At 70.3% G+C, this 16,988-nt stretch carries 20 protein-coding genes; 11 read left to right on the top strand and 9 right to left on the bottom strand.

Features of this window, described 5'->3' with window-relative positions:
• Window positions 1-21: 21 nt before the first annotated feature.
• Entirely contained in the window at window positions 22-495 is a 474-nt protein-coding gene (locus K0O62_RS07505; protein ID WP_073859586.1) for a gamma-glutamylcyclotransferase family protein, read from the top strand.
• A 68-nt stretch (window positions 496-563) separates the two neighbouring features.
• Here K0O62_RS07505 and K0O62_RS07500 read toward each other — a convergent pair whose 3' ends face one another.
• The 3 genes from K0O62_RS07500 to K0O62_RS07490 all read right to left on the bottom strand — a co-directional run bounded on the left by K0O62_RS07500 (window position 564) and on the right by K0O62_RS07490 (window position 3,950).
• Window positions 564-1,448, bottom strand: coding sequence for a type IV toxin-antitoxin system AbiEi family antitoxin (locus K0O62_RS07500; RefSeq protein WP_073859585.1), 885 nt, complete (start codon window positions 1,446-1,448; stop codon window positions 564-566).
• 151 nt (window positions 1,449-1,599) lie between these two features.
• Window positions 1,600-2,769, bottom strand: coding sequence for a M20 family metallopeptidase (locus K0O62_RS07495; RefSeq protein WP_073859584.1), 1,170 nt, complete (start codon window positions 2,767-2,769; stop codon window positions 1,600-1,602).
• Entirely contained in the window at window positions 2,766-3,950 is a 1,185-nt protein-coding gene (locus K0O62_RS07490; RefSeq protein WP_073859583.1) for a M20 family metallopeptidase, read from the bottom strand. The genes K0O62_RS07495 and K0O62_RS07490 overlap by 4 nt, the downstream gene beginning before the upstream one ends.
• A gap of 18 nt (window positions 3,951-3,968) precedes the next feature.
• On the opposite strand from K0O62_RS07490, the gene K0O62_RS07485 reads away from it, so the two are divergent.
• Entirely contained in the window at window positions 3,969-4,763 is a 795-nt protein-coding gene (locus K0O62_RS07485; protein WP_073859582.1) for a purine-nucleoside phosphorylase, read from the top strand.
• 7 nt (window positions 4,764-4,770) lie between these two features.
• On the opposite strand, the gene K0O62_RS07480 is transcribed toward K0O62_RS07485, so the two are convergent.
• A complete protein-coding gene (locus K0O62_RS07480; protein WP_073859581.1) occupies window positions 4,771-5,316 on the bottom strand; it encodes a TetR/AcrR family transcriptional regulator in 546 nt (181 codons plus the stop codon).
• A 114-nt stretch (window positions 5,317-5,430) separates the two neighbouring features.
• On the opposite strand from K0O62_RS07480, the gene K0O62_RS07475 reads away from it, so the two are divergent.
• Complete coding sequence (locus tag K0O62_RS07475) at window positions 5,431-6,195, top strand: hypothetical protein (protein WP_073859580.1); 765 nt, start codon at window positions 5,431-5,433, stop codon at window positions 6,193-6,195.
• On the opposite strand, the gene K0O62_RS07470 is transcribed toward K0O62_RS07475, so the two are convergent.
• Complete coding sequence (locus tag K0O62_RS07470; protein WP_073859579.1) at window positions 6,149-7,249, bottom strand: AbrB family protein; 1,101 nt, start codon at window positions 7,247-7,249, stop codon at window positions 6,149-6,151. The two genes, K0O62_RS07475 and K0O62_RS07470, sit on opposite strands and share 47 nt — an antisense overlap.
• A gap of 86 nt (window positions 7,250-7,335) precedes the next feature.
• On the opposite strand from K0O62_RS07470, the gene K0O62_RS07465 reads away from it, so the two are divergent.
• Entirely contained in the window at window positions 7,336-7,794 is a 459-nt protein-coding gene (locus tag K0O62_RS07465) for a MarR family winged helix-turn-helix transcriptional regulator (protein ID WP_073859578.1), read from the top strand.
• Entirely contained in the window at window positions 7,791-9,389 is a 1,599-nt protein-coding gene (locus K0O62_RS07460) for a phospho-sugar mutase (protein WP_073859577.1), read from the top strand. The genes K0O62_RS07465 and K0O62_RS07460 overlap by 4 nt, the downstream gene beginning before the upstream one ends.
• Window positions 9,390-9,393: 4 nt before the next feature.
• Here the strand turns inward: K0O62_RS07460 and upp are convergent, their stop codons facing one another.
• Entirely contained in the window at window positions 9,394-10,017 is a 624-nt protein-coding gene (upp, locus tag K0O62_RS07455; protein WP_073859576.1) for a uracil phosphoribosyltransferase, read from the bottom strand.
• Between the two features lie 78 nt (window positions 10,018-10,095).
• On the opposite strand from upp, the gene K0O62_RS07450 reads away from it, so the two are divergent.
• The 4 genes from K0O62_RS07450 to satS are packed head-to-tail and all read left to right on the top strand — an operon-like array spanning window position 10,096 to window position 12,918.
• Entirely contained in the window at window positions 10,096-10,395 is a 300-nt protein-coding gene (locus tag K0O62_RS07450; RefSeq protein ID WP_073859610.1) for a hypothetical protein, read from the top strand.
• Window positions 10,396-10,398: 3 nt separating this feature from the next.
• Window positions 10,399-11,481, top strand: coding sequence for a C40 family peptidase (locus tag K0O62_RS07445; protein ID WP_220045496.1), 1,083 nt, complete (start codon window positions 10,399-10,401; stop codon window positions 11,479-11,481).
• Window positions 11,478-11,639, top strand: a complete 162-nt coding sequence (locus K0O62_RS07440) for a hypothetical protein (protein WP_165693844.1) — start codon at window positions 11,478-11,480, stop codon at window positions 11,637-11,639. Before K0O62_RS07445 ends, K0O62_RS07440 begins: the two co-directional genes overlap by 4 nt.
• A gap of 19 nt (window positions 11,640-11,658) precedes the next feature.
• Window positions 11,659-12,918: a protein export chaperone SatS gene (gene satS, locus K0O62_RS07435; RefSeq protein ID WP_073856528.1), complete on the top strand. Its 1,260-nt coding sequence runs from the start codon at window positions 11,659-11,661 to the stop codon at window positions 12,916-12,918.
• A 49-nt stretch (window positions 12,919-12,967) separates the two neighbouring features.
• On the opposite strand, the gene K0O62_RS07430 is transcribed toward satS, so the two are convergent.
• The 3 genes from K0O62_RS07430 to K0O62_RS07420 all read right to left on the bottom strand — a co-directional run bounded on the left by K0O62_RS07430 (window position 12,968) and on the right by K0O62_RS07420 (window position 15,826).
• Window positions 12,968-14,056, bottom strand: coding sequence for an adenosine deaminase (locus K0O62_RS07430; RefSeq protein ID WP_073856527.1), 1,089 nt, complete (start codon window positions 14,054-14,056; stop codon window positions 12,968-12,970).
• A gap of 109 nt (window positions 14,057-14,165) precedes the next feature.
• Window positions 14,166-15,455: a thymidine phosphorylase gene (locus K0O62_RS07425; RefSeq protein WP_079244666.1), complete on the bottom strand. Its 1,290-nt coding sequence runs from the start codon at window positions 15,453-15,455 to the stop codon at window positions 14,166-14,168.
• Window positions 15,452-15,826, bottom strand: coding sequence for a cytidine deaminase (locus tag K0O62_RS07420; RefSeq protein ID WP_234800107.1), 375 nt, complete (start codon window positions 15,824-15,826; stop codon window positions 15,452-15,454). The genes K0O62_RS07425 and K0O62_RS07420 overlap by 4 nt, the downstream gene beginning before the upstream one ends.
• Window positions 15,827-16,063: 237 nt before the next feature.
• On the opposite strand from K0O62_RS07420, the gene sdhC reads away from it, so the two are divergent.
• Both sdhC and K0O62_RS07410 read left to right on the top strand, forming a co-directional pair.
• On the top strand, window positions 16,064-16,492 hold the full coding sequence (gene sdhC, locus K0O62_RS07415) for a succinate dehydrogenase, cytochrome b556 subunit (protein ID WP_073856525.1): 429 nt from the start codon (window positions 16,064-16,066) through the stop codon (window positions 16,490-16,492).
• On the top strand, window positions 16,489-16,965 hold the full coding sequence (locus K0O62_RS07410) for a succinate dehydrogenase hydrophobic membrane anchor subunit (RefSeq protein ID WP_097934231.1): 477 nt from the start codon (window positions 16,489-16,491) through the stop codon (window positions 16,963-16,965). The genes sdhC and K0O62_RS07410 overlap by 4 nt, the downstream gene beginning before the upstream one ends.
• The last annotated feature ends 23 nt before the right edge of the window (window positions 16,966-16,988 follow it).

Here is a 16,988-nt window from a genome sequence, read left to right as displayed (position 1 = left end):
GCACCGCTTAAAGTTGGGCGCGTGCCGCTCTACGCCGCTTACGGATCAAACATGCATCCGGAACAAATGCTGCAGCGCGCCCCCCATTCCCCGATGGCGGGCACCGGATGGCTCTACGGCTGGCGGTTGACGTTCGGGGGCGAGGACCTCAGCTGGGAGGGCGCCCTGGCCACCCTGGTCGAGGATCCGTTGTCGCGGGTGTTCGTCGTGCTCTACGACGTGACCCGTGAGGACGAGGAGAACCTGGATCGCTGGGAGGGCTCCGAGCTCGGCTTCCACAAGAAGATCCGCTGCCGGGTGGACCGGCTCACCTCCGACACCACCACCGACCCGACACTGGCCTGGCTCTACGTCGTGGACGCCTGGGAGGGCGGACTGCCCTCGGCGCGCTACCTCGGCGTGATGGCCGATGCCGCGGAGATCGCCGGCGCCCCGGCGGACTACGTGCACGACATCCGGACCCGGCCGGCGCGCAACGTGGGCCCGGGCACCTGACTCTCCTTTCCGGCGAGCGACCGTGTCGGTACGACGACACGCCGCACAATGTGACCTTTTGGGGTCGCTCACGCGGCGGCGCGATGCAAATGCCGCTTCAGTCGGGCCACCAACTCGGCGGGTCGGTAGCGCACATCCTCGAACAGAACAGGCACCGACACCCACCCGGCGTCCTGAACAGCAGCCAGTTTCCGGCGGTCACGGCGCATCTCATGGGCGCCGCTATGCCAGTCCACACCTTCGTACTCGGCCGCCACACCAGCATCCGGCCAGGCGAAATCGAGTCGCCTGACATCTCCATTTCCGTCGATGATCCGGTACTGCAATTCGGGTGCCGGTAGTCCACCGTCGAGCATGACGAGTCGGGCTTCACTTTCCATCGGCGACTCGGCACGCGGATCTGCCAGGGGTATCAGCTCGCGCACCGCGACGATGCCGCGCCGTCCGGCGTGCCCAACCGCCGCGTCCCACAGCTCCGAGGTTCGGCATCGGTTAGTTCGTAGGGCCGCGTCCAAGGTGGCCAGGGCACGGCCGCGCCGCAACGATCGAGCCACCTCGACCGCCGTCCAGGCCGGCGTTGTCGCCGGCCTACCGCCAACGTTTGCCAGCGGCGCACCGTCGCGCCGGTGGACCACCAGACCGTGGGCGCTTCGAAGACGCGAGCCCTCTGGTTGCAGGACATGGAGGTCCCCGGGCTCCTCGGTGTCAAAGCCGTAAGCCGCGGCCGCGGTGTTCATGCAAATGGGAACTGTTGTGCGACAAACTAAGTCGAGAGCGCGCAGCCTCAGCGCATCGTCGGCTTCGCCTCGGCAATAGGTGCCGTGCCACAAGCGGGTGAGAGCCCCGCGGCCGATCGCCGCTTCCATACCCCGACGGGACAGGTGATCGAGGATCTGTGCCGTAGCAGCGACGCCACCCTGTCGGTCAAAGATCTCGTCGAGCGGGTCGGTCATGACGACAATCGTCGGCGGCCGACGTCGCACTGGAACAGGGGCGCACGCCGATCTGTGGAGGGAGTCGTGACTGTGCACAACCTCGGTTGCCGGGCGACCTCAAACTGCCGGCGACGACGGCGTGTCCTGGTACCGACACGGTCGCTCGCGCCTAGACCAGTGCGGAGTGCGCCACCAGGTTGACCATGGTCCGCACCCCGACGGCCAGCGCCCGCTCGTCCAGGTCGAAGGTGGGCTGGTGCAGGTCCAGCTGCGGGCCCTTGCCGCTCCACACGCCGAGGCGCGCCATCGCTCCGGGCACCTCCTCCAGGTACCAGGAGAAGTCCTCACCGCCGCCGGACTGATGGGTGTCGGCCAGCGCGTCCGGCCCCAGCGCCTCGATCGCGTGGGTCATGATGCGGGTGGACAGTTCCTCGTTGACCACCGGCGGCACCCCGCGGCGGTAGTTCACGCTGTAGTCCACCGCCAGCGGTGCCAGCAGCGACGAAACGATCTCCTGGACAAGCGATTCCATCGTCAGCCAGGTCTCGCGACTGGCGGTGCGGATGGTGCCGGCCAGCGTGCCCGTCTGTGGGATGGCGTTGGCCGCCACCCCGGCGTTGACCGCGCCCCACACCATCACCGTGCTCTTGCGCGGATCGACGCGCCGCGACAACACTCCGGGCACCCCGGTGATCAGGGTGCCCAGCGCGTACACCAGATCGCCGGTCAGATGCGGGCGCGAGGTGTGCCCGCCGGGTGAGTGCAGGGTGATCTCGATCGAGTCGGCGGCCGAGGTGATCGGACCCAATCGGCTCGCCACCCTGCCGACCTCCAGGCGCGGGTCGCAGTGCAGCGCGAAGATCCGCGCCACCCCGGACACCGCGCCGGCGGCCACCGCGTCGATCGCGCCGCCGGGCATCAGTTCCTCGGCGGGTTGGAAGAGCAGCCGCACGCCGACGGGCAGTTCCGGCGCCGAGGCCATCGCCAGGCCCGCGCCGAGCAGCACGCTGGTGTGCGCGTCGTGGCCGCACGCATGCGCCACGCCGGGCACCGTCGAGGAGAACGGCAGGCCCGTGCGCTCGGCCATCGGCAACGCGTCCATATCGGCCCGCAGGGCGATACGCGGACGGTCCTCGGGCCCGAAATCACAGGTCAGACCGGTCCCGCCGGGCAGCACCTTGGGGTTCAGGCCGGCATCGGCCAACCGGGTGGCGACGAACTCGGTGGTGGCGAACTCCTGGCGGCCCAGCTCCGGGTGCGCATGGATGTGCCGCCGCCAGGACACCAGCTCGTCGTGGTGGGCGGCCAGCCAGGCCTCGGTGTGCTCAGCCAGCGTCATGATGCCCTCCTGCGGGCCTGTGCTGCCAGCACCCGGTCACGTTCGACGGTGTTCTGCGCCAAGGCCACAACGGTGCGCGCCAGCATGATCGATCCGTCGACGACGGCCTTGTCCGCGCTCGGGCCGGCGGCCGCGGCGGCGAACTCCTGCTGATGCAGCGTGGCTCCCCCGGCATCGATGCCGACCACCGGGTGGATCCCCGGCAGCAGCTGGGTGACATTGCCCATGTCGGTGCTGCCCAGTGGCAACGCCGCCTCCAATTCCGCCGGCAGCGGATGCCGGCCGTTACGGATCATCTCCGCGCGGAACACCTCTGCCAGGTACGGATCCGGCGCCAGCGCATCGTACGGCGGCGCGGTTTCGCGGACCTCGTGCGTGCAGCCGGTGGCCACCGCTCCCGCGGAGAAACAGCCGGCCATCCTGGACTCCAGCGCCTGCAACGACGCCATGTCGGTGGCGCGCATGGTGTAACGCAGTTCGGTGTGCGCCGGGATGACGTTGGTGGCCTCGCCGCCGTGGGTGACGATGCCGTGCACCATCTGTCCGGGCGTGAGCTGCTGGCGCAGCAATCCGATCGCCACCTGGGCGACGGTGACCGCATCGCCGGCGTTGACGCCGAGGTGAGGCGCGACGGCGGCGTGCGATTCGCGACCGGTGTAGGTGACCGCGACCTCGGTGAGCGCCAGCGACCGGGCCGCGGCCATATCGGCGGGCCCGGGGTGCAGCATCACCGACGCGGCGATGTCGTCGAAGACACCGGCGTTGAGCAGCAACACCTTTCCGCCGCCGGCCTCCTCGGCCGGGGTGCCGAGCAGCACGACCGTCAGATCCAGTTCGTCGGCCACCTCGGCCAACGCCAGCGCGGTGCCCACCGCCGAGGCGGCGATGATGTTGTGCCCGCAGGCGTGCCCGAGTCCCGGCAATGCGTCGTACTCCGCGCATACCCCGATGACCAGGGAGCCGCTGCCGAACTCGGCGCGGAACGCGGTGTCCAGGCCGCCGGGCGCCGCGGTCACCGCGAAACCGCGTTCGGCGACCAGCGCCTGGGTCTTGGCGCAGCTGCGATGCTCGGCGAAGGACAACTCGGGCTCGGCGTGGATGTCGTGCGACAGGGCGATGAGATCGGCGCTGCGACGGTTCACCGCGTCCTCGACGCACGACGACGCGGTGACCGTGGACATACTGGCAGTATCTCACTCGTGTCAGATCCCCAGTCGGCCGCCAATGACGCCGCCACCGCGATCCGCGAACACACCGGGGTGCCCACCCACGACGTCGCCGTGGTGCTCGGCTCGGGTTGGGCGCCGGCGCTGACGGCGCTCGGCGAGCCGTCGGCGTCCCTGCCGATGGCCGACCTGCCCGGATTCAGCCCGCCCACCGCGGAGGGCCACGGCGGCCAGGTGCATTCGATCCGCATCGGCGCGCACCGGGCGCTGGTGCTGGTCGGCCGCATCCACGCCTATGAGGGCCACGAGCTGCGCCATGTCGTGCATCCGGTGCGGACGGCCTGCGCGGCCGGGGCATCGACGGTGATCCTGACCAATGCCGCGGGCGGGTTGCGCAGCGAGTACACCGTCGGACAACCGGTGCTGATCAGTGATCACCTGAACCTGACCGCCCGCTCGCCATTGGTCGGGGCCCAGTTCGTCGACCTGGTGGACGCCTACGCTCCCCGGCTGCGGGCCGTCGCCCGGGAAATCGACCCCACCCTGGCCGAGGGGGTGTACGCCGGGCTGCCCGGCCCGCACTACGAGACTCCGGCCGAGATCCGGATGTTGCGCACCCTGGGCGCGGACCTGGTGGGCATGTCGACGGTGCACGAGACGATCGCCGCCCGCGCCGCCGGGGCACAGGTGCTGGGGGTGTCGCTGGTGACGAACCTGGCCGCCGGGATGACCGGCAAGCCGTTGAGCCATCAGGAAGTACTGGAGGCGGGGCGCCAATCGGCGGCCCGGATGGGTGCGCTGCTGGCCGCGGTGATCGCGCGGCTGTGAACCCCGGTTATCCGCTCAGGTAGCGCTGCAGCGTCGGCCCGATCCAGGCGACGACGTCCTCGCGGGGCATGTCGACCAGCGGACCGAAGGCGAGCACGTACCGGCACAGCGCCATGCCCAGCACCTGTGAGGCGGCCAGGCTCGCCCGCACCGGCGCCTGCTGCGGGTCGCCGATCGCCTTGGCGATGACCGGCGCCAACTGCGCGGCGAAGATGGTCCGCATCCGTTCTGCGACGACCTCATTGGTAACGCCGGCGCGCAGCAGGATGAGCAGGGCCTCGTCACGTTCCCAGCGCTCCAGGAAATGCGCGGCCAGCGCGGTGCCGACCTCGGCAGCCGGCACCTGGGACAGGTCGGGCAGGTCCAGGTCGAATTCGGCCGCGGCGGCGAACAGCCCCTCCTTGCTGCCGAAGTAGCGCATCACCATGGCCGGGTCGATCGCGGCGTCGGCGGCGATGGCCCGGATGGTGGCCCGCTCGTAACCGTCGGCGGCGAAGCGTTCCCGCGCTGCCTGCAGGATCGCGGCCTTGGTTTCGGAGGCTGGTCTACGCATGCCAACAAGCGTAGGCCAACAACCGTTGACAACAGTTCCCGACGCGCCTAACTTGAAGTCAACACCCGTTGACCAAAGTCCGGCCCGGACCGTAGGAACCGAAAGGGGAACACCATGGAACTGATCAACGACGCAATGGCCACCCCGGCCCGGCTCAGCACCCCCGACACCGCGGGTTATCTGCTCATCGCCGCCGAAATCGGGCACTGGGCCGGACCTTTCGCGTCGCCGTCCCGACGCCGCCGGGAACTGCTCGACCGCATCGCCGGACACTGCGCCACGCTGGGCCGGCGGCCTGACGTCATCGAGGCCGTCGCATTCCGCGCCGCTCTGCGCCCGCCCGGCGAGGGCGCGGAGATCCTCGCCCGGGCCGGTATCCGGCCCGCCCGCCACGACCTCGCGGTGCTGATCCGCACCTCGGACACTGCAACGCTGGAGGCGGTACAGGACGACGCCGCCTACCGGGCGCTCGTCGCGGACGTCGAACGCTGCGCGCGGGACGTCCACCTGCTGACCGCCGCCAACGCCGCACGGATCGCCGACGTCGACCACCGCGGCGACCGCTGGTTCCTGTTCAACTTCTTTTACGGCGAGGACACCGACACCGTCTACGACGTGTGGGAGTACACCGCCGGCTGGTTCCAGACCCATACCGCGCTGCCGGACTCGACGCTGCTGCGCCCGTTGTCCACCGGCACCGACGGCTACCGGATCGTCAACCACGCCAGCTGGCCTCGGTTACGCACGTTCCTGCCCGCGCTGCTCTTCCATCCGGGATTCCGCCGGTTCGTGCTGGCCAACTTCAAGGCCAACGGCGTTGCCGCGCAGCCGATCATCTACCGCCGGACGGCGCGGGCCGCCGGCCGCGGCGCTCGCTGAGCGCACGGATGCCCTTGGCCAGAAACGGTGCGGCGAACAGCATCAGCAGGATGCGCACCACCTGTGCGGCGATGACGAAGGTGACGTTGGACCCGGTCTCGACGGCGGTGGCCAGCACCGCGTACACCCCGCCGGGACTGGTGGCCAGATACCCCTCCAGCGGGGTCAGACCGGCGACGTGGGCCAGCAGCACCCCCAGCCCCGCGGTCGCGACGGTCAGCACCACGATCAGCGCCAGCGCGGCCGGCAGCGTGCGACCGACCGCGCGCAGCGACTCCCGGGTGAAGGCCACGCCCGCCTGCCACCCGATGATCAGATAGCCGACCTCGACCAGGACGGCCGGCACGCTCAGATCGAACGGGATCCCGCTCAGTTGCAGTACGACCGTCAGCGCCAGCGGCCCCAGCAGCCCCGCGCCCGGGAGCCGGATCCACCGGCCCACCGTGGCACCGGCAAGCACCAGGACCACGAGCACCAGCACACTGAGATACCAAGGCGTTGACCCTGATTGGCCGACCGGGCCGGCGTGGTGGGTGCGCTCGGCGCGGTAGATCAGGGTGACGACGATGGGCATCGAGGCCGTCACCAGCGCCACCCGCAGGTACTGCACGACCGCCACCACCCGGTCATCGGCCCCGAGTTCACGCGCGATGGCCACCAGCCCGGAGGCCCCGCCGGCGACCATGGCCAGCGAACCGGTCAGCGGGCTCACGTCGCGGCGCAGTCCCAGCAGCGCACCGGCGGCCACGCTGATCAGCAGGGTGGCCAGCGCCACCGTCAGCACCACCATCCAGTGCGGACCGAGCGCACCGAGCGCGTCGCGAGACACCATGGTGCCGATGTAGACGCCGAGCACGCCCTGCGCGGCGATGCCGATCTTGCGGGGCACCGCCTTCGGGGCCAGGTTCGCCAGCGCCAAGCCGATACCGACCACCAGGGCGGCGAACAGTCCGGCCGACGGGACACCGACCAGCCTCAGCGGGACGGTGACCGCCACGCTGACCGCCGCCAGCAGGATCCAGTTCACCGGCCCACGCCACTTCCCCACTGTCACCCCTCTCCCATTACCAAGTATGGACTCATGTTTCTTTTCATTCAAAGTGGGCAATCACCGATAATTACCAAGGTATAACTTGGTATATGACGAAGCAGGACGCCTCCGCGGCCACCGAACTGCGGGAATCGGTGATGGCGGTGGCCCGCCAGTTGCGGCGCCACCGCCCCGACCACGGCCTGACCCTGAGCCAGATGCAGGTGCTCGCCGAGGTCACCCGCACCGGCGCGGCCACCCCGGCCGAACTGGCCGCCCGCATGCATGTGCGTGTGCAGTCGCTGACCGACAGCATCAACGGCCTCGTCGCCGCCGGACTGGCCTCGCGGCGCCCCGACGACACCGACCGTCGCCGCCAGCTCGTCGAACTCACCGCCGCCGGCCGCGCGCTGCTGGCCACCGACCGCGCCGAGCGGGATGCCTGGCTGGACGCCTCGATGCGTGAACACCTCACCGAACTGGAGTTCGGGCTGCTACTGCTGGTCGCCCCGGTATTGCGCAAGCTCGCCGACGCCGACAGCCCGGCAACGGGCACAATCAGCGCATGACCGAGGCGCAGGACTGGATCGAACACGACCCCGACCCGGCCACCGCCGCCGAACTGGCCGCCTGCGACGCCGACGAGATCGCCCGGCGCTTCGCACACCCGCTGACCTTCGGCACCGCCGGACTGCGCGGACCGCTGCACGGCGGCCCGGACGGTATGAACCTGGCGGTGGTGTTGCGCGCGACCTGGGCGCTGGCGCAGGTGCTCAAGGACCGTTGCTTGGGCGGTTCGGCGGTGGTGGTCGGACGCGACGCCCGACACGGCTCCGAGGACTTCGCTCGCGCGGCCGCGGAAGTGCTTGCCGCCGAAGGGTTCTCGGTGACCTTCCTGTACACCCCGGCCCCCACCCCGGTGGTGGCGTTCGCGGTACGCCGACTCGGCGCGGCCGCCGGGGTGCAGATCACCGCGTCGCACAATCCACCGCGGGACAACGGCTACAAAGTCTTCGTCGACGGTGGCCTGCAGATCATCTCCCCCACCGACCGCGACATCGAGTCGGCGATCGCCCGCGCTCCGCACGCCGACGAGATCGCCCGCGCCGCAGTCGAACCGTCGGGTGTCGACATCGTCGCGGCCTATCTGGAGCGGGCCGCCACCGTGCGCCGCTCGGTCGGTTCGGTGCGGGTCGCGCTCACCCCGATGCACGGCGTCGGTGGCGAATTCGCCCTGGATGCACTGGCACTCGCCGGTGTCGACGACGTCCACATCGTCGACGCCCAGTTCGCGCCCGACCCCGACTTCCCCACCGTCGCCTTCCCCAATCCCGAGGAGCCCGGCGCCACCGATCTGCTGCTCGCACTGGCCGCCGACGTCGACGCCGACGTGGCCGTCGCCCTGGACCCCGACGCGGACCGCTGTGCGGTCGGCGTCCCCGAGACAACCTCGGACGGCAGCCCACGCTGGCGGATGCTGACCGGCGACGAAACCGGTTGGCTGCTCGGCGATTACCTGCTGTCGGCGCACCCCGATCCGGCCACCGCACTGGTGGCCAGCACCGTGGTGTCCTCCCGGATGCTCGCCGCCATCGCCGCCGGGCACGGCGCAGCGCACGCCGAGACGCTCACCGGGTTCAAGTGGCTGTCCCGCGCCGCCGCCCCGGGCGCGTCGCTGATCTACGCCTACGAGGAGGCCATCGGGCACTGCGTCGATCCCGATGCGGTGCGCGACAAGGACGGCATCAGCGCGGCCGTGCTGGTCTGCGACCTGGTCGCGGCACTGCGGTCGCGGGGCCGCACGCTGCCCGATGCGCTCGATGAGCTGGCTCGCCGGCACGGCGTGCATCTGACGTCGGCGGTATCGCGGCGGGTCGAGGATGCGGGAGCGGCCATGACGGCGCTGCGCACCGATCCCCCGGCCGCCCTTGCCGGCGTGCCGGTGTCCGTCGAAGACCTGGCCGAGCGACGCGGGCAGCAGCGCACGGACGCCCTGGTGTTCAGCGGGGACGGGCTACGCGTGGTGGTGCGCCCGTCGGGCACCGAACCGAAACTGAAGTCCTACATCGAGGTTCGCCGTGCACCGACCGATGACCTCGCCGCCGCACGGAAGACCGCGCGGCAGCTCATGACCGACGTGGCGGCGGCCGTCGCGCAGTGGTGAGCGGCTAGCGGGGCCCGAACTGGCGGTCGCCCGCGTCCCCCAATCCCGGGACGATGTAGGCGATGTCGTTGAGACCCTCGTCGATGGTCGCGGTGATCAGTCGCATGTCGGGGGCGGCCTTCTCCAGGGCGGCGATGCCTTCCGGGGCGCAGACCACGCACACCGCGGTGATGTCGACGGCGTTGCGGGCCTTGAGAAGTCCGATGGTGTGCGCCATCGAGCCGCCGGTGGCGAGCATCGGGTCGAGCACGAACACCGCCCGGGTGCTCAGGTCGTCCGGCAGCGAGGCCAGGTACGGGGTCGGCTGATGGGTCTGTTCGTCACGGGCCACCCCGACGAACCCCACCTGTGCCTCGGGGATGAGCGCATGCGCCTGATCGACCATGCCCAGCCCGGCCCGCAGCACCGGCACCAGCAGGGGCGGGTTGGCCAGCCGAGAACCGGTGGTGTCGGTGACCGGGGTGCGCACCGCGATGGTTTCGCTCGGCGCATCCCGGGTCGCCTCGTAGATGAGCATCAGCGTCAGATCCCGCAACGCCGCCCGGAACGCGGCATTGCCGGTGCGCTCATCGCGCAACGACGTCAGGCGTGCAGCGGCCAGGGGGTGGTCAACGACGCGTACATCCATGTTCGCAGAGGTTAGTCCGACGGCGATGCCGCGGCGAGATCAATGGAACCGAACGGTCCCGGCGCGCGTCATAACCACATGTTCGCTGACACCGCGGCCATCACCGTCGCCGGCGCCGACCTGTCCCGGTCGGCGGCCGAGTTCGACGGCATCGCCACCGCCCTGCCCGCCGCCATCGCACCCTGTCTGACCGCCCTCGGACCCGTCGGGGTGGATTTCCTGGCCGCGCTGGCCTCCGCACTCGACGAGTCCGCCGAGCGGGCGGCCCGGCTCGGCGGCGACCTCACCGGGGCCGCCGGGCTCGCCGCCCGGACGGCGGCCGCCTACTCCGACGCCGAGCGGCGCGCAGACCGTGCGATCGCCACGCTCGGCGGCTGACCCGTGCCGGGTGCCCTCACCGCGGCGCTGAGCGCGCCGCTGCACCGGTTACTGGCCCTGCTGGGCCCCGGCCCCGCCGCCGGGCCGGCGTCGTCGCTCACCGCGCTGCAGGACCGGCTGGACACCGTCGCGCAGGCCGCCGCCCGCACCGTCACGCACCTGCACAGCGACTGGGCCGGAGCCGGCGCCGCAGCGGCCGCCGAGCGTCTGGAGCGGGCGGTGACCCTCGCCGGGGAACTGCGCGCCCGGATCGCCGCCCTCGGGGCCGCCGCCGAGAACGCCGCGGCAAGCGTCTCCGACGTCCGTGCCGCGCTGGAACGCCTGATCGCCGACTTCGAGGCGCGCGCCGGGGCGCTGGAGACCCGGCTGGATGCCCCCGGCACGGCAGAACAACTCGTCGACGAGGCCCGCCGTGCGGTGGCCGAGGCGCTGAGGCTGATCGAGGACCTGCGCGCCGAGCTCGGCGCGCAGGCCCGGTCCATGACCGCCGGCCCGGCACCGACCGGCCCCGCGGGGCTGAGCGCACCCACGAGTGGACCGGGTCCCTTGCTGGGGGCCGGCCTGGGCGGCGGGCCCGGGACGGGCTGGGGCGGGGTGGGCGGTGTCCAGGGCGGGGCGGCGATCCCACAGATCACCGAGGCGGCGTTCGCGGCGGGACGCCCCGACCCGCCCGACGCCGCACAGTTCGGGATCGGCGAGGCCGTGACCCTGCCCGACGGCAGCACGGCCACCGCACCCAACGCCGTCGCCGCCAGCGCCGTGCGGCACGCCCTGACCCAGCTCGGTGTGCCCTACCAGTGGGGCGGCACGACGGCCGGCGTCGGCCTGGACTGCAGCGGTCTGACCCAGTGGGCCTACCGCGAGGCCGGCCTGGACATCCCCCGGCTCGCGCAGGAGCAGGACATCGGGACGGCCGTCAGCGCCGGCGCGCTGCTCCCCGGTGACCTGGCCGTATGGGATGGGCACGTGGCCATGGTGGTCGGTGCGGGCCTGATGGTGGAGGCCGGTGACCCGGTCCAGCTGTCGGCGATCCGGACCACCAACGCCGGCCAGGGTTTCCAGGGTTTCTGGCGGCCCACCGCATGACGTTCGAGGCGCTGCGGCGCACCGTCGACGACGCGCTGGCGGGGGTCCGGGACCATGCCCAGACACTCGATCGGATCGCCGCGGGGCGCACCGACACACCCCTCGCGCAGACCCTGCACGACCATTTGGGTGGACGACCCTCCGAACGCCCAGGCTGACATCGTTACGCTGTGCGCCATGGCGGCTGACATCGTGCCGGTCCGGATCGGACTGACCAATGGCGACCTGTACACCCTATGGGCACCGCGCTGGCGCGATGCCGGTGACGAATGGGAGGCATTCCTCGGCAAGGACGAGGACATCTTCGCCTTCGAGTCGGTCGCCGATCTGGCGGCGTTCGTGCGCACCGACAGTGACAACGATCTGGCCGATCACCCCGCGTGGGAGAAGCTCACCGAGGCCAACGCGCACCGGTTCGATCCCGCCGAGGATCAGCGGCACGACCTGATCGGGGTGCCCGAACTCGTCGCGGAGAAGCCCACCGAGGAGTCCGTCAAGACATTGCGCGGTGCGTTGGGCATCGTGTCGGCCATCGGATCGGTGTGCGACCTGCCCACCATCACCAAGATGTTCAACGGCAACCCGGTGCTGGGCACCATCGGCGGCGGCCTCGAGGCGTTCAGCGGCCGCGCCGGGCGCAAGCGGTGGGCCGAGATCGAAGCGGTGATCGGCCGCGCCTGGGACGGCGTCATCGACACCCTCGACGAGTTGGTGAGCACCCCGCAGGTGCCGAAGGCGGAGTCGGAGAAGGCCGAGGCCGAGCTGGCCGAACCCGCTCCCGAGTTCGACGACATCGTCACCGACGATGAGGTGCTCATCGAGGGCGAGGTCGACACCGAGGAGGAGGTCGACGCGCTGCAGGCCGAGGCCGAGCGTCAGGTGCTCGGCGGGGACAAGGACTTCTGGGCGCAGGTCGGCATCGACCCCATCCGCGTCATGACCAGCAGCGGCACCCTCTACACCCTGCGCTGCTACGTCGGCGACGACCCGCGCTTCCTGGGCCGCAACGGCCGCATCAGCGTGTTCAACTCCGAGCGCGCCCTGGCCCGCTACCTGGCCGACGAGCACGAGAGCGACCTGTCGGGGTTCAGCACCTACGAGATCATCCGCACCGCCGCGACCGACGGTTCGCTGCGCGTCGAGGTGACCGAGGAGAACATCTACGTGCTGTCCGGGCTGGTCGACGACATCGCCGACGGCCCCGAGGCGGTCGACCGCGAGCAGCTCGATCTGGCACTGGAATTCCTGCGGGACGTCGGCGATTACGCCGAGGACCCGATCGTGTCGAAGACGCTGGCCGCCGATCAGCCGCTGGGCGCCTTCGTCGACTACGTGCTGGACCCCAAGAAGCCCAAGCCCAAGGGCTCGACCCTCGAAGCCGTCGACCAGTTCGAAGAGCTGGAGCGCTTCGTCGAATCCCGCCTGCGCCACGAGTGACCTGTGGAGTTTTGGCCCGGTTTGGTTACGGCTGAAACTTCACAAACCGTTAGCCGATGAGAACGGCATACCGGGGCTTGATGACGCCGTCGATGAGCGCCAGCCGCTCATCGAAATGCAGGAACGAGGACTTGATCGCGTTGATGGTGAACCGCAGCAGGTCGCTCCACCCGTAGCCGAACGCCTCGACCAGGCGCAGCATCTCCTGGCTCATCGTGGTGTCGCTCATCAACCGGTTGTCGGTGTTCACGGTCACCCGGAACCGGGCCCGGGCCAGCAGATCGAACGGATGCTCGGCGAGGCTGTTCACCGCGCCGGTCTGCACATTGGAGCTCGGGCACAGTTCCAGCGGAACCCGCTTGTCCCGCAGGATCGCCGCCAACGGGCCGAGCCGCACCGTGCCGTCCTCGGCCACCGAGATGTCATCGACGATGCGCACCCCGTGCCCCAGTCGGTCCGCCCCGCAGAAGGCGATGGCCTCGTGGATGGACGGCAGCCCGAACGCCTCCCCGGCATGGATGGTGAAGCGCGCGTTGTTGCTTCGCATGTATTCGAATGCATCCAGATGCCGGCTCGGCGGATAGCCGGCCTCGGCGCCGGCGATGTCGAACCCGACCACCCCCCGGTCGCGGAAACGCACGGCCAGCTCCGCGATCTCGCGCGAGCGCGCGGCGTGCCGCATCGCGGTCACCAGACAGCGGACCACGATCGTGCGGCCCGCGCCCCCGGCGGCCTTCTCCCCCGCGGCGAACCCGGCCAGCACCGCGTCGACGACCTCGTCGAGCGACAGTCCACCGTCGATGTGCAGTTCCGGGGCGAAGCGCACCTCGGCGTAGACGACATTGTCGGCGGCCAGATCCTCCACGCACTCGAACGCCACCCGGTGCAGGGCGTCCGCGGTCTGCATGACGCCGACGGTGTGCGCGAACGGTTCCAGATAGCGGACCAGCGAACCGCTGTGCGCGGCGGTGCGGAAGAAGGTCGCCAACTCATCGGCGTTGTCGGCGGGCAGATGCCGGTAACCGACCTCGTCGGCCAGTTCCAGCACGGTGGCCGGGCGCAGGCCACCGTCGAGGTGATCGTGCAGCAGCGCCTTGGGCGCCTGGGTGATGAGGTCCAACGTCAGCGGCGTGCTCATCCACCCATCTTGGCCGGACCCGATGCGCAGATCCCGGATATCGCGGCGCCGGGCACCGATTGTTCGGCCAATCGTCGTCGGCCGGGCACCTTCGCAGGGCGCGGTCCGCTCACCCCACCCGGTCGATGACCAGCGGGCCGAGCGCCGGGGCGGCCGGCCCGACCGTCCACCCGCCCTCGAGTTCGGCCAGTGCGCCGGCCAGCCGGTCCGGGGTCTCGGTATAGAGCGTGAACAGCGTGTCGCCGGCCGCGACGGGCTCGCCGGGACGGCGATGGATCTGCACCCCGGCGCCGAACTGGACCGGCTGTCCGGGCGCGGCCCGGCCGGCCCCCAGTCGCCAGGCGGCCATCGCGACGGCCATCGCGTCGATATCGCCCATCACTCCGCCGCCGCCGGCGACGACCGTCTCCGAGTGCGCGCCGATCGGCAGTGGCACCGTCAGATCTCCGCCCTGCGCGGCGACCAACGCCCGGAACCGGTCCATCGCGGTGCCGTCGCGCAGCGTCTGCGCCGGGTCGACGCCGTCCAGCCCTGCCGCGTCGAGCATCTCGCCGGCCAGGGCCAGCGTCAGCTCCACCACGTCGGCCGGGCCCCCGCCGGCCAGCACCTCCAGGGACTCCGCCACCTCGACCGCGTTGCCGACCGTGCGGCCCAGCGGCCGGTTCATATCGGTGAGCAGGGCCCGGGTCGGCACGCCGGAGTCGTTGCCGAGCGCCACCATCGTGGCGGCCAGCTCCCGGGACTCGGCCTCGGTCTTGAGGAACGCGCCCTTGCCGACCTTGACGTCGAGGACCAACGATTGCGCGCCCTCGGCCAGCTTCTTGCTCATCACCGAGCTGGCGATCAGCGGCAGCGACTCGGTGGTGGCCGTGACGTCGCGCAGCGCGTAGATCTTGCGGTCGGCCGGGGCGAGGTCCCCGGCGGCGAAGATGGCCGCGCCGATATCGGACAGTTGTTGGCGGATACGGGCTTTGGACAGTTCCGCGGTGAACCCGGAGATGGCCTCCAACTTGTCCAGCGTGCCGCCGGTGTGGCCGAGCCCGCGGCCGGCGGCCTGCGGCACCGCACCACCGCAGGCCAGGACCACCGGCACCAGCGGGATGGTGATCTTGTCCCCGACACCGCCGGTGGAGTGCTTGTCCACCAGCGGCCGCCCGAGGTCCCCGAACTCGAAGCGCTCCCCCGAGGCGATCATCGCCGCCGTCCAGCGGGCGATCTCGGCACCGGTCATCCCGCGCAGGAAGATCGCCATCAGCAACGCCGACATCTGCTCGTCGGCGACCCGGCCCTCGGTGTAGGCCGCGATCACCCAGTCGATGGCGTCGTCGGAGAGCACGCCGCCGTCACGCTTGGTCCGGATCACGGACGGGGCGTCGTGCGTCATTCCCGGGCTGGTCATGCCCGCTCCAGGTCGGCCGGCCCGAACGCCTCGGGCAGCAACTCGGCGAGTCGTTTCGGCCCGTCCGGGTGATCGATCAGCAACCCCGGTCCGCCGTGCTCCAACAACACCTGCCGACAACGACCGCACGGCATCAGCGGGGCGCCGTCGGCGGCCACACAACTGAGCGCCACCAACCGGCCGCCACCGCCGGAATACAGGGCGCAGACCACAGCACACTCCGCACAGAGACCTAGGCCATATGAGACATTCTCCACATTGCATCCGAGGATTATTCGGTCATCGTCGGCAAGCGCCGCAGCCCCGACCGGGAATCCCGAATACGGCGCGTAAGCCTGCGCCGCGGCCTCAATAGCCTTGTCACGCAGCATTTTCCAGTCGATATCAGCGCTCACCGGGCCCCTGTCCACCACAGTCTGAATGCATTCCGAAGGCCGCACCCCGACGCAGGGAACCAAGGTAGGTAACCCTAACTTTGTGGTAGTGGAGCCGCTTCCGCACCCACGCTAGTTCTTTGCAGCCCCCAAATGGGATTAGAGTCGCCCCGAGGTCTGGGGACGAACAACAGCCATGCCCCCAGACGTCCACCGAAGGCGTTGGAGGACTCAATGAGCACAGCGACGGCCGCGGAATCCGATATACCGGCACCGCGATCAAAACCGGCGCGCCGCCGCAGTTTGTACCGCGGCGACCCAGGCATGTGGTCCTGGGTGTTACACCGGATCACCGGTGCGGCGATCTTTTTCTTCTTGTTGGTGCACGTGCTCGACACTGCGCTGGTCCGGGTCAGCCCCGAGGCCTACAACGCGGTCATCGACACGTACAAGACGCCAATCGTCGGTCTGATGGAGATCGGCCTGGTCGCCGCGGTGCTGTATCACGCACTCAACGGCGTCCGGGTCATCCTGATCGACTTCTGGCAGCACGGCCCGAAGTATCAGCGCACGATGTTGTGGGTCATCGCCGGCATCTGGCTGGTCGTGATGATCCCCGCCCTGGGAGTGATCGGCATGCACATGGTGGAGCGTTTCCTGTGACCGAGTCTGCGGGCGCCTGGACCCCGCATCACAAGGAGGGGCGCATCGCCCCGGTGCAGGAAAAGGAACACGATCGCCCGGCGAGCCTGGATCACCCGCGCGCTCCCCGGCGCCCGCGTGGCATCCCGTACTTCGAGAAGTACGCCTGGTTGTTCATGCGCTTCTCCGGCGTGGCACTGGTCTTCCTGGCCTTGGGCCACCTGTTCATCATGCTGATGTGGCAGGACGGCGTGTACCGGATCGACTTCAACTACGTGGCGCAGCGCTGGGCATCACCGTTCTGGCAGATCTGGGACATGGCTCTGCTGTGGCTGGCGATGCTTCACGGCGCCAACGGGATGCGCACCATCATCGGTGACTACACCCGGAAGAACACGACCAAGTTCTATCTGAATTCGCTGCTCCTGCTGGCCACCGGGTTCACCCTGGTACTGGGCAGCTACGTGCTGGTCACGTTCGACGCGAGCATCTAGATGGCCATGGCGAGCGAAGCGAC

Source organism: Mycolicibacterium diernhoferi, assembly GCF_019456655.1.
GTDB classification, from domain to species: Bacteria; Actinomycetota; Actinomycetes; order Mycobacteriales; family Mycobacteriaceae; genus Mycobacterium; species Mycobacterium diernhoferi.
Note: the sequence above shows the minus strand (reverse complement) of the source record. Positions and strands in the feature narration are given on the sequence as shown.

What these genes read in the sequence shown, in the direction of transcription:
- K0O62_RS07500 (WP_073859585.1), bottom strand. Translation starts at nt 1,448, where the DNA reads ATGACCGACCCGCTCGACGAGATCTTTGACCGACAGGGTGGCGTCGCT.
- K0O62_RS07495 (WP_073859584.1), bottom strand. Translation starts at nt 2,769, where the DNA reads ATGACGCTGGCTGAGCACACCGAGGCCTGGCTGGCCGCCCACCACGAC.
- K0O62_RS07490 (WP_073859583.1), bottom strand. Translation starts at nt 3,950, where the DNA reads ATGTCCACGGTCACCGCGTCGTCGTGCGTCGAGGACGCGGTGAACCGT.
- K0O62_RS07480 (WP_073859581.1), bottom strand. Translation starts at nt 5,316, where the DNA reads ATGCGTAGACCAGCCTCCGAAACCAAGGCCGCGATCCTGCAGGCAGCG.
- K0O62_RS07475 (WP_073859580.1), top strand. Translation starts at nt 5,431, where the DNA reads ATGGAACTGATCAACGACGCAATGGCCACCCCGGCCCGGCTCAGCACC.
- K0O62_RS07465 (WP_073859578.1), top strand. Translation starts at nt 7,336, where the DNA reads ATGACGAAGCAGGACGCCTCCGCGGCCACCGAACTGCGGGAATCGGTG.
- K0O62_RS07460 (WP_073859577.1), top strand. Translation starts at nt 7,791, where the DNA reads ATGACCGAGGCGCAGGACTGGATCGAACACGACCCCGACCCGGCCACC.
- upp (WP_073859576.1), bottom strand. Translation starts at nt 10,017, where the DNA reads ATGGATGTACGCGTCGTTGACCACCCCCTGGCCGCTGCACGCCTGACG.
- K0O62_RS07450 (WP_073859610.1), top strand. Translation starts at nt 10,096, where the DNA reads ATGTTCGCTGACACCGCGGCCATCACCGTCGCCGGCGCCGACCTGTCC.
- K0O62_RS07440 (WP_165693844.1), top strand. Translation starts at nt 11,478, where the DNA reads ATGACGTTCGAGGCGCTGCGGCGCACCGTCGACGACGCGCTGGCGGGG.
- satS (WP_073856528.1), top strand. Translation starts at nt 11,659, where the DNA reads ATGGCGGCTGACATCGTGCCGGTCCGGATCGGACTGACCAATGGCGAC.
- K0O62_RS07430 (WP_073856527.1), bottom strand. Translation starts at nt 14,056, where the DNA reads ATGAGCACGCCGCTGACGTTGGACCTCATCACCCAGGCGCCCAAGGCG.
- K0O62_RS07425 (WP_079244666.1), bottom strand. Translation starts at nt 15,455, where the DNA reads ATGACCAGCCCGGGAATGACGCACGACGCCCCGTCCGTGATCCGGACC.
- K0O62_RS07420 (WP_234800107.1), bottom strand. Translation starts at nt 15,826, where the DNA reads ATGCTGCGTGACAAGGCTATTGAGGCCGCGGCGCAGGCTTACGCGCCG.
- sdhC (WP_073856525.1), top strand. Translation starts at nt 16,064, where the DNA reads ATGAGCACAGCGACGGCCGCGGAATCCGATATACCGGCACCGCGATCA.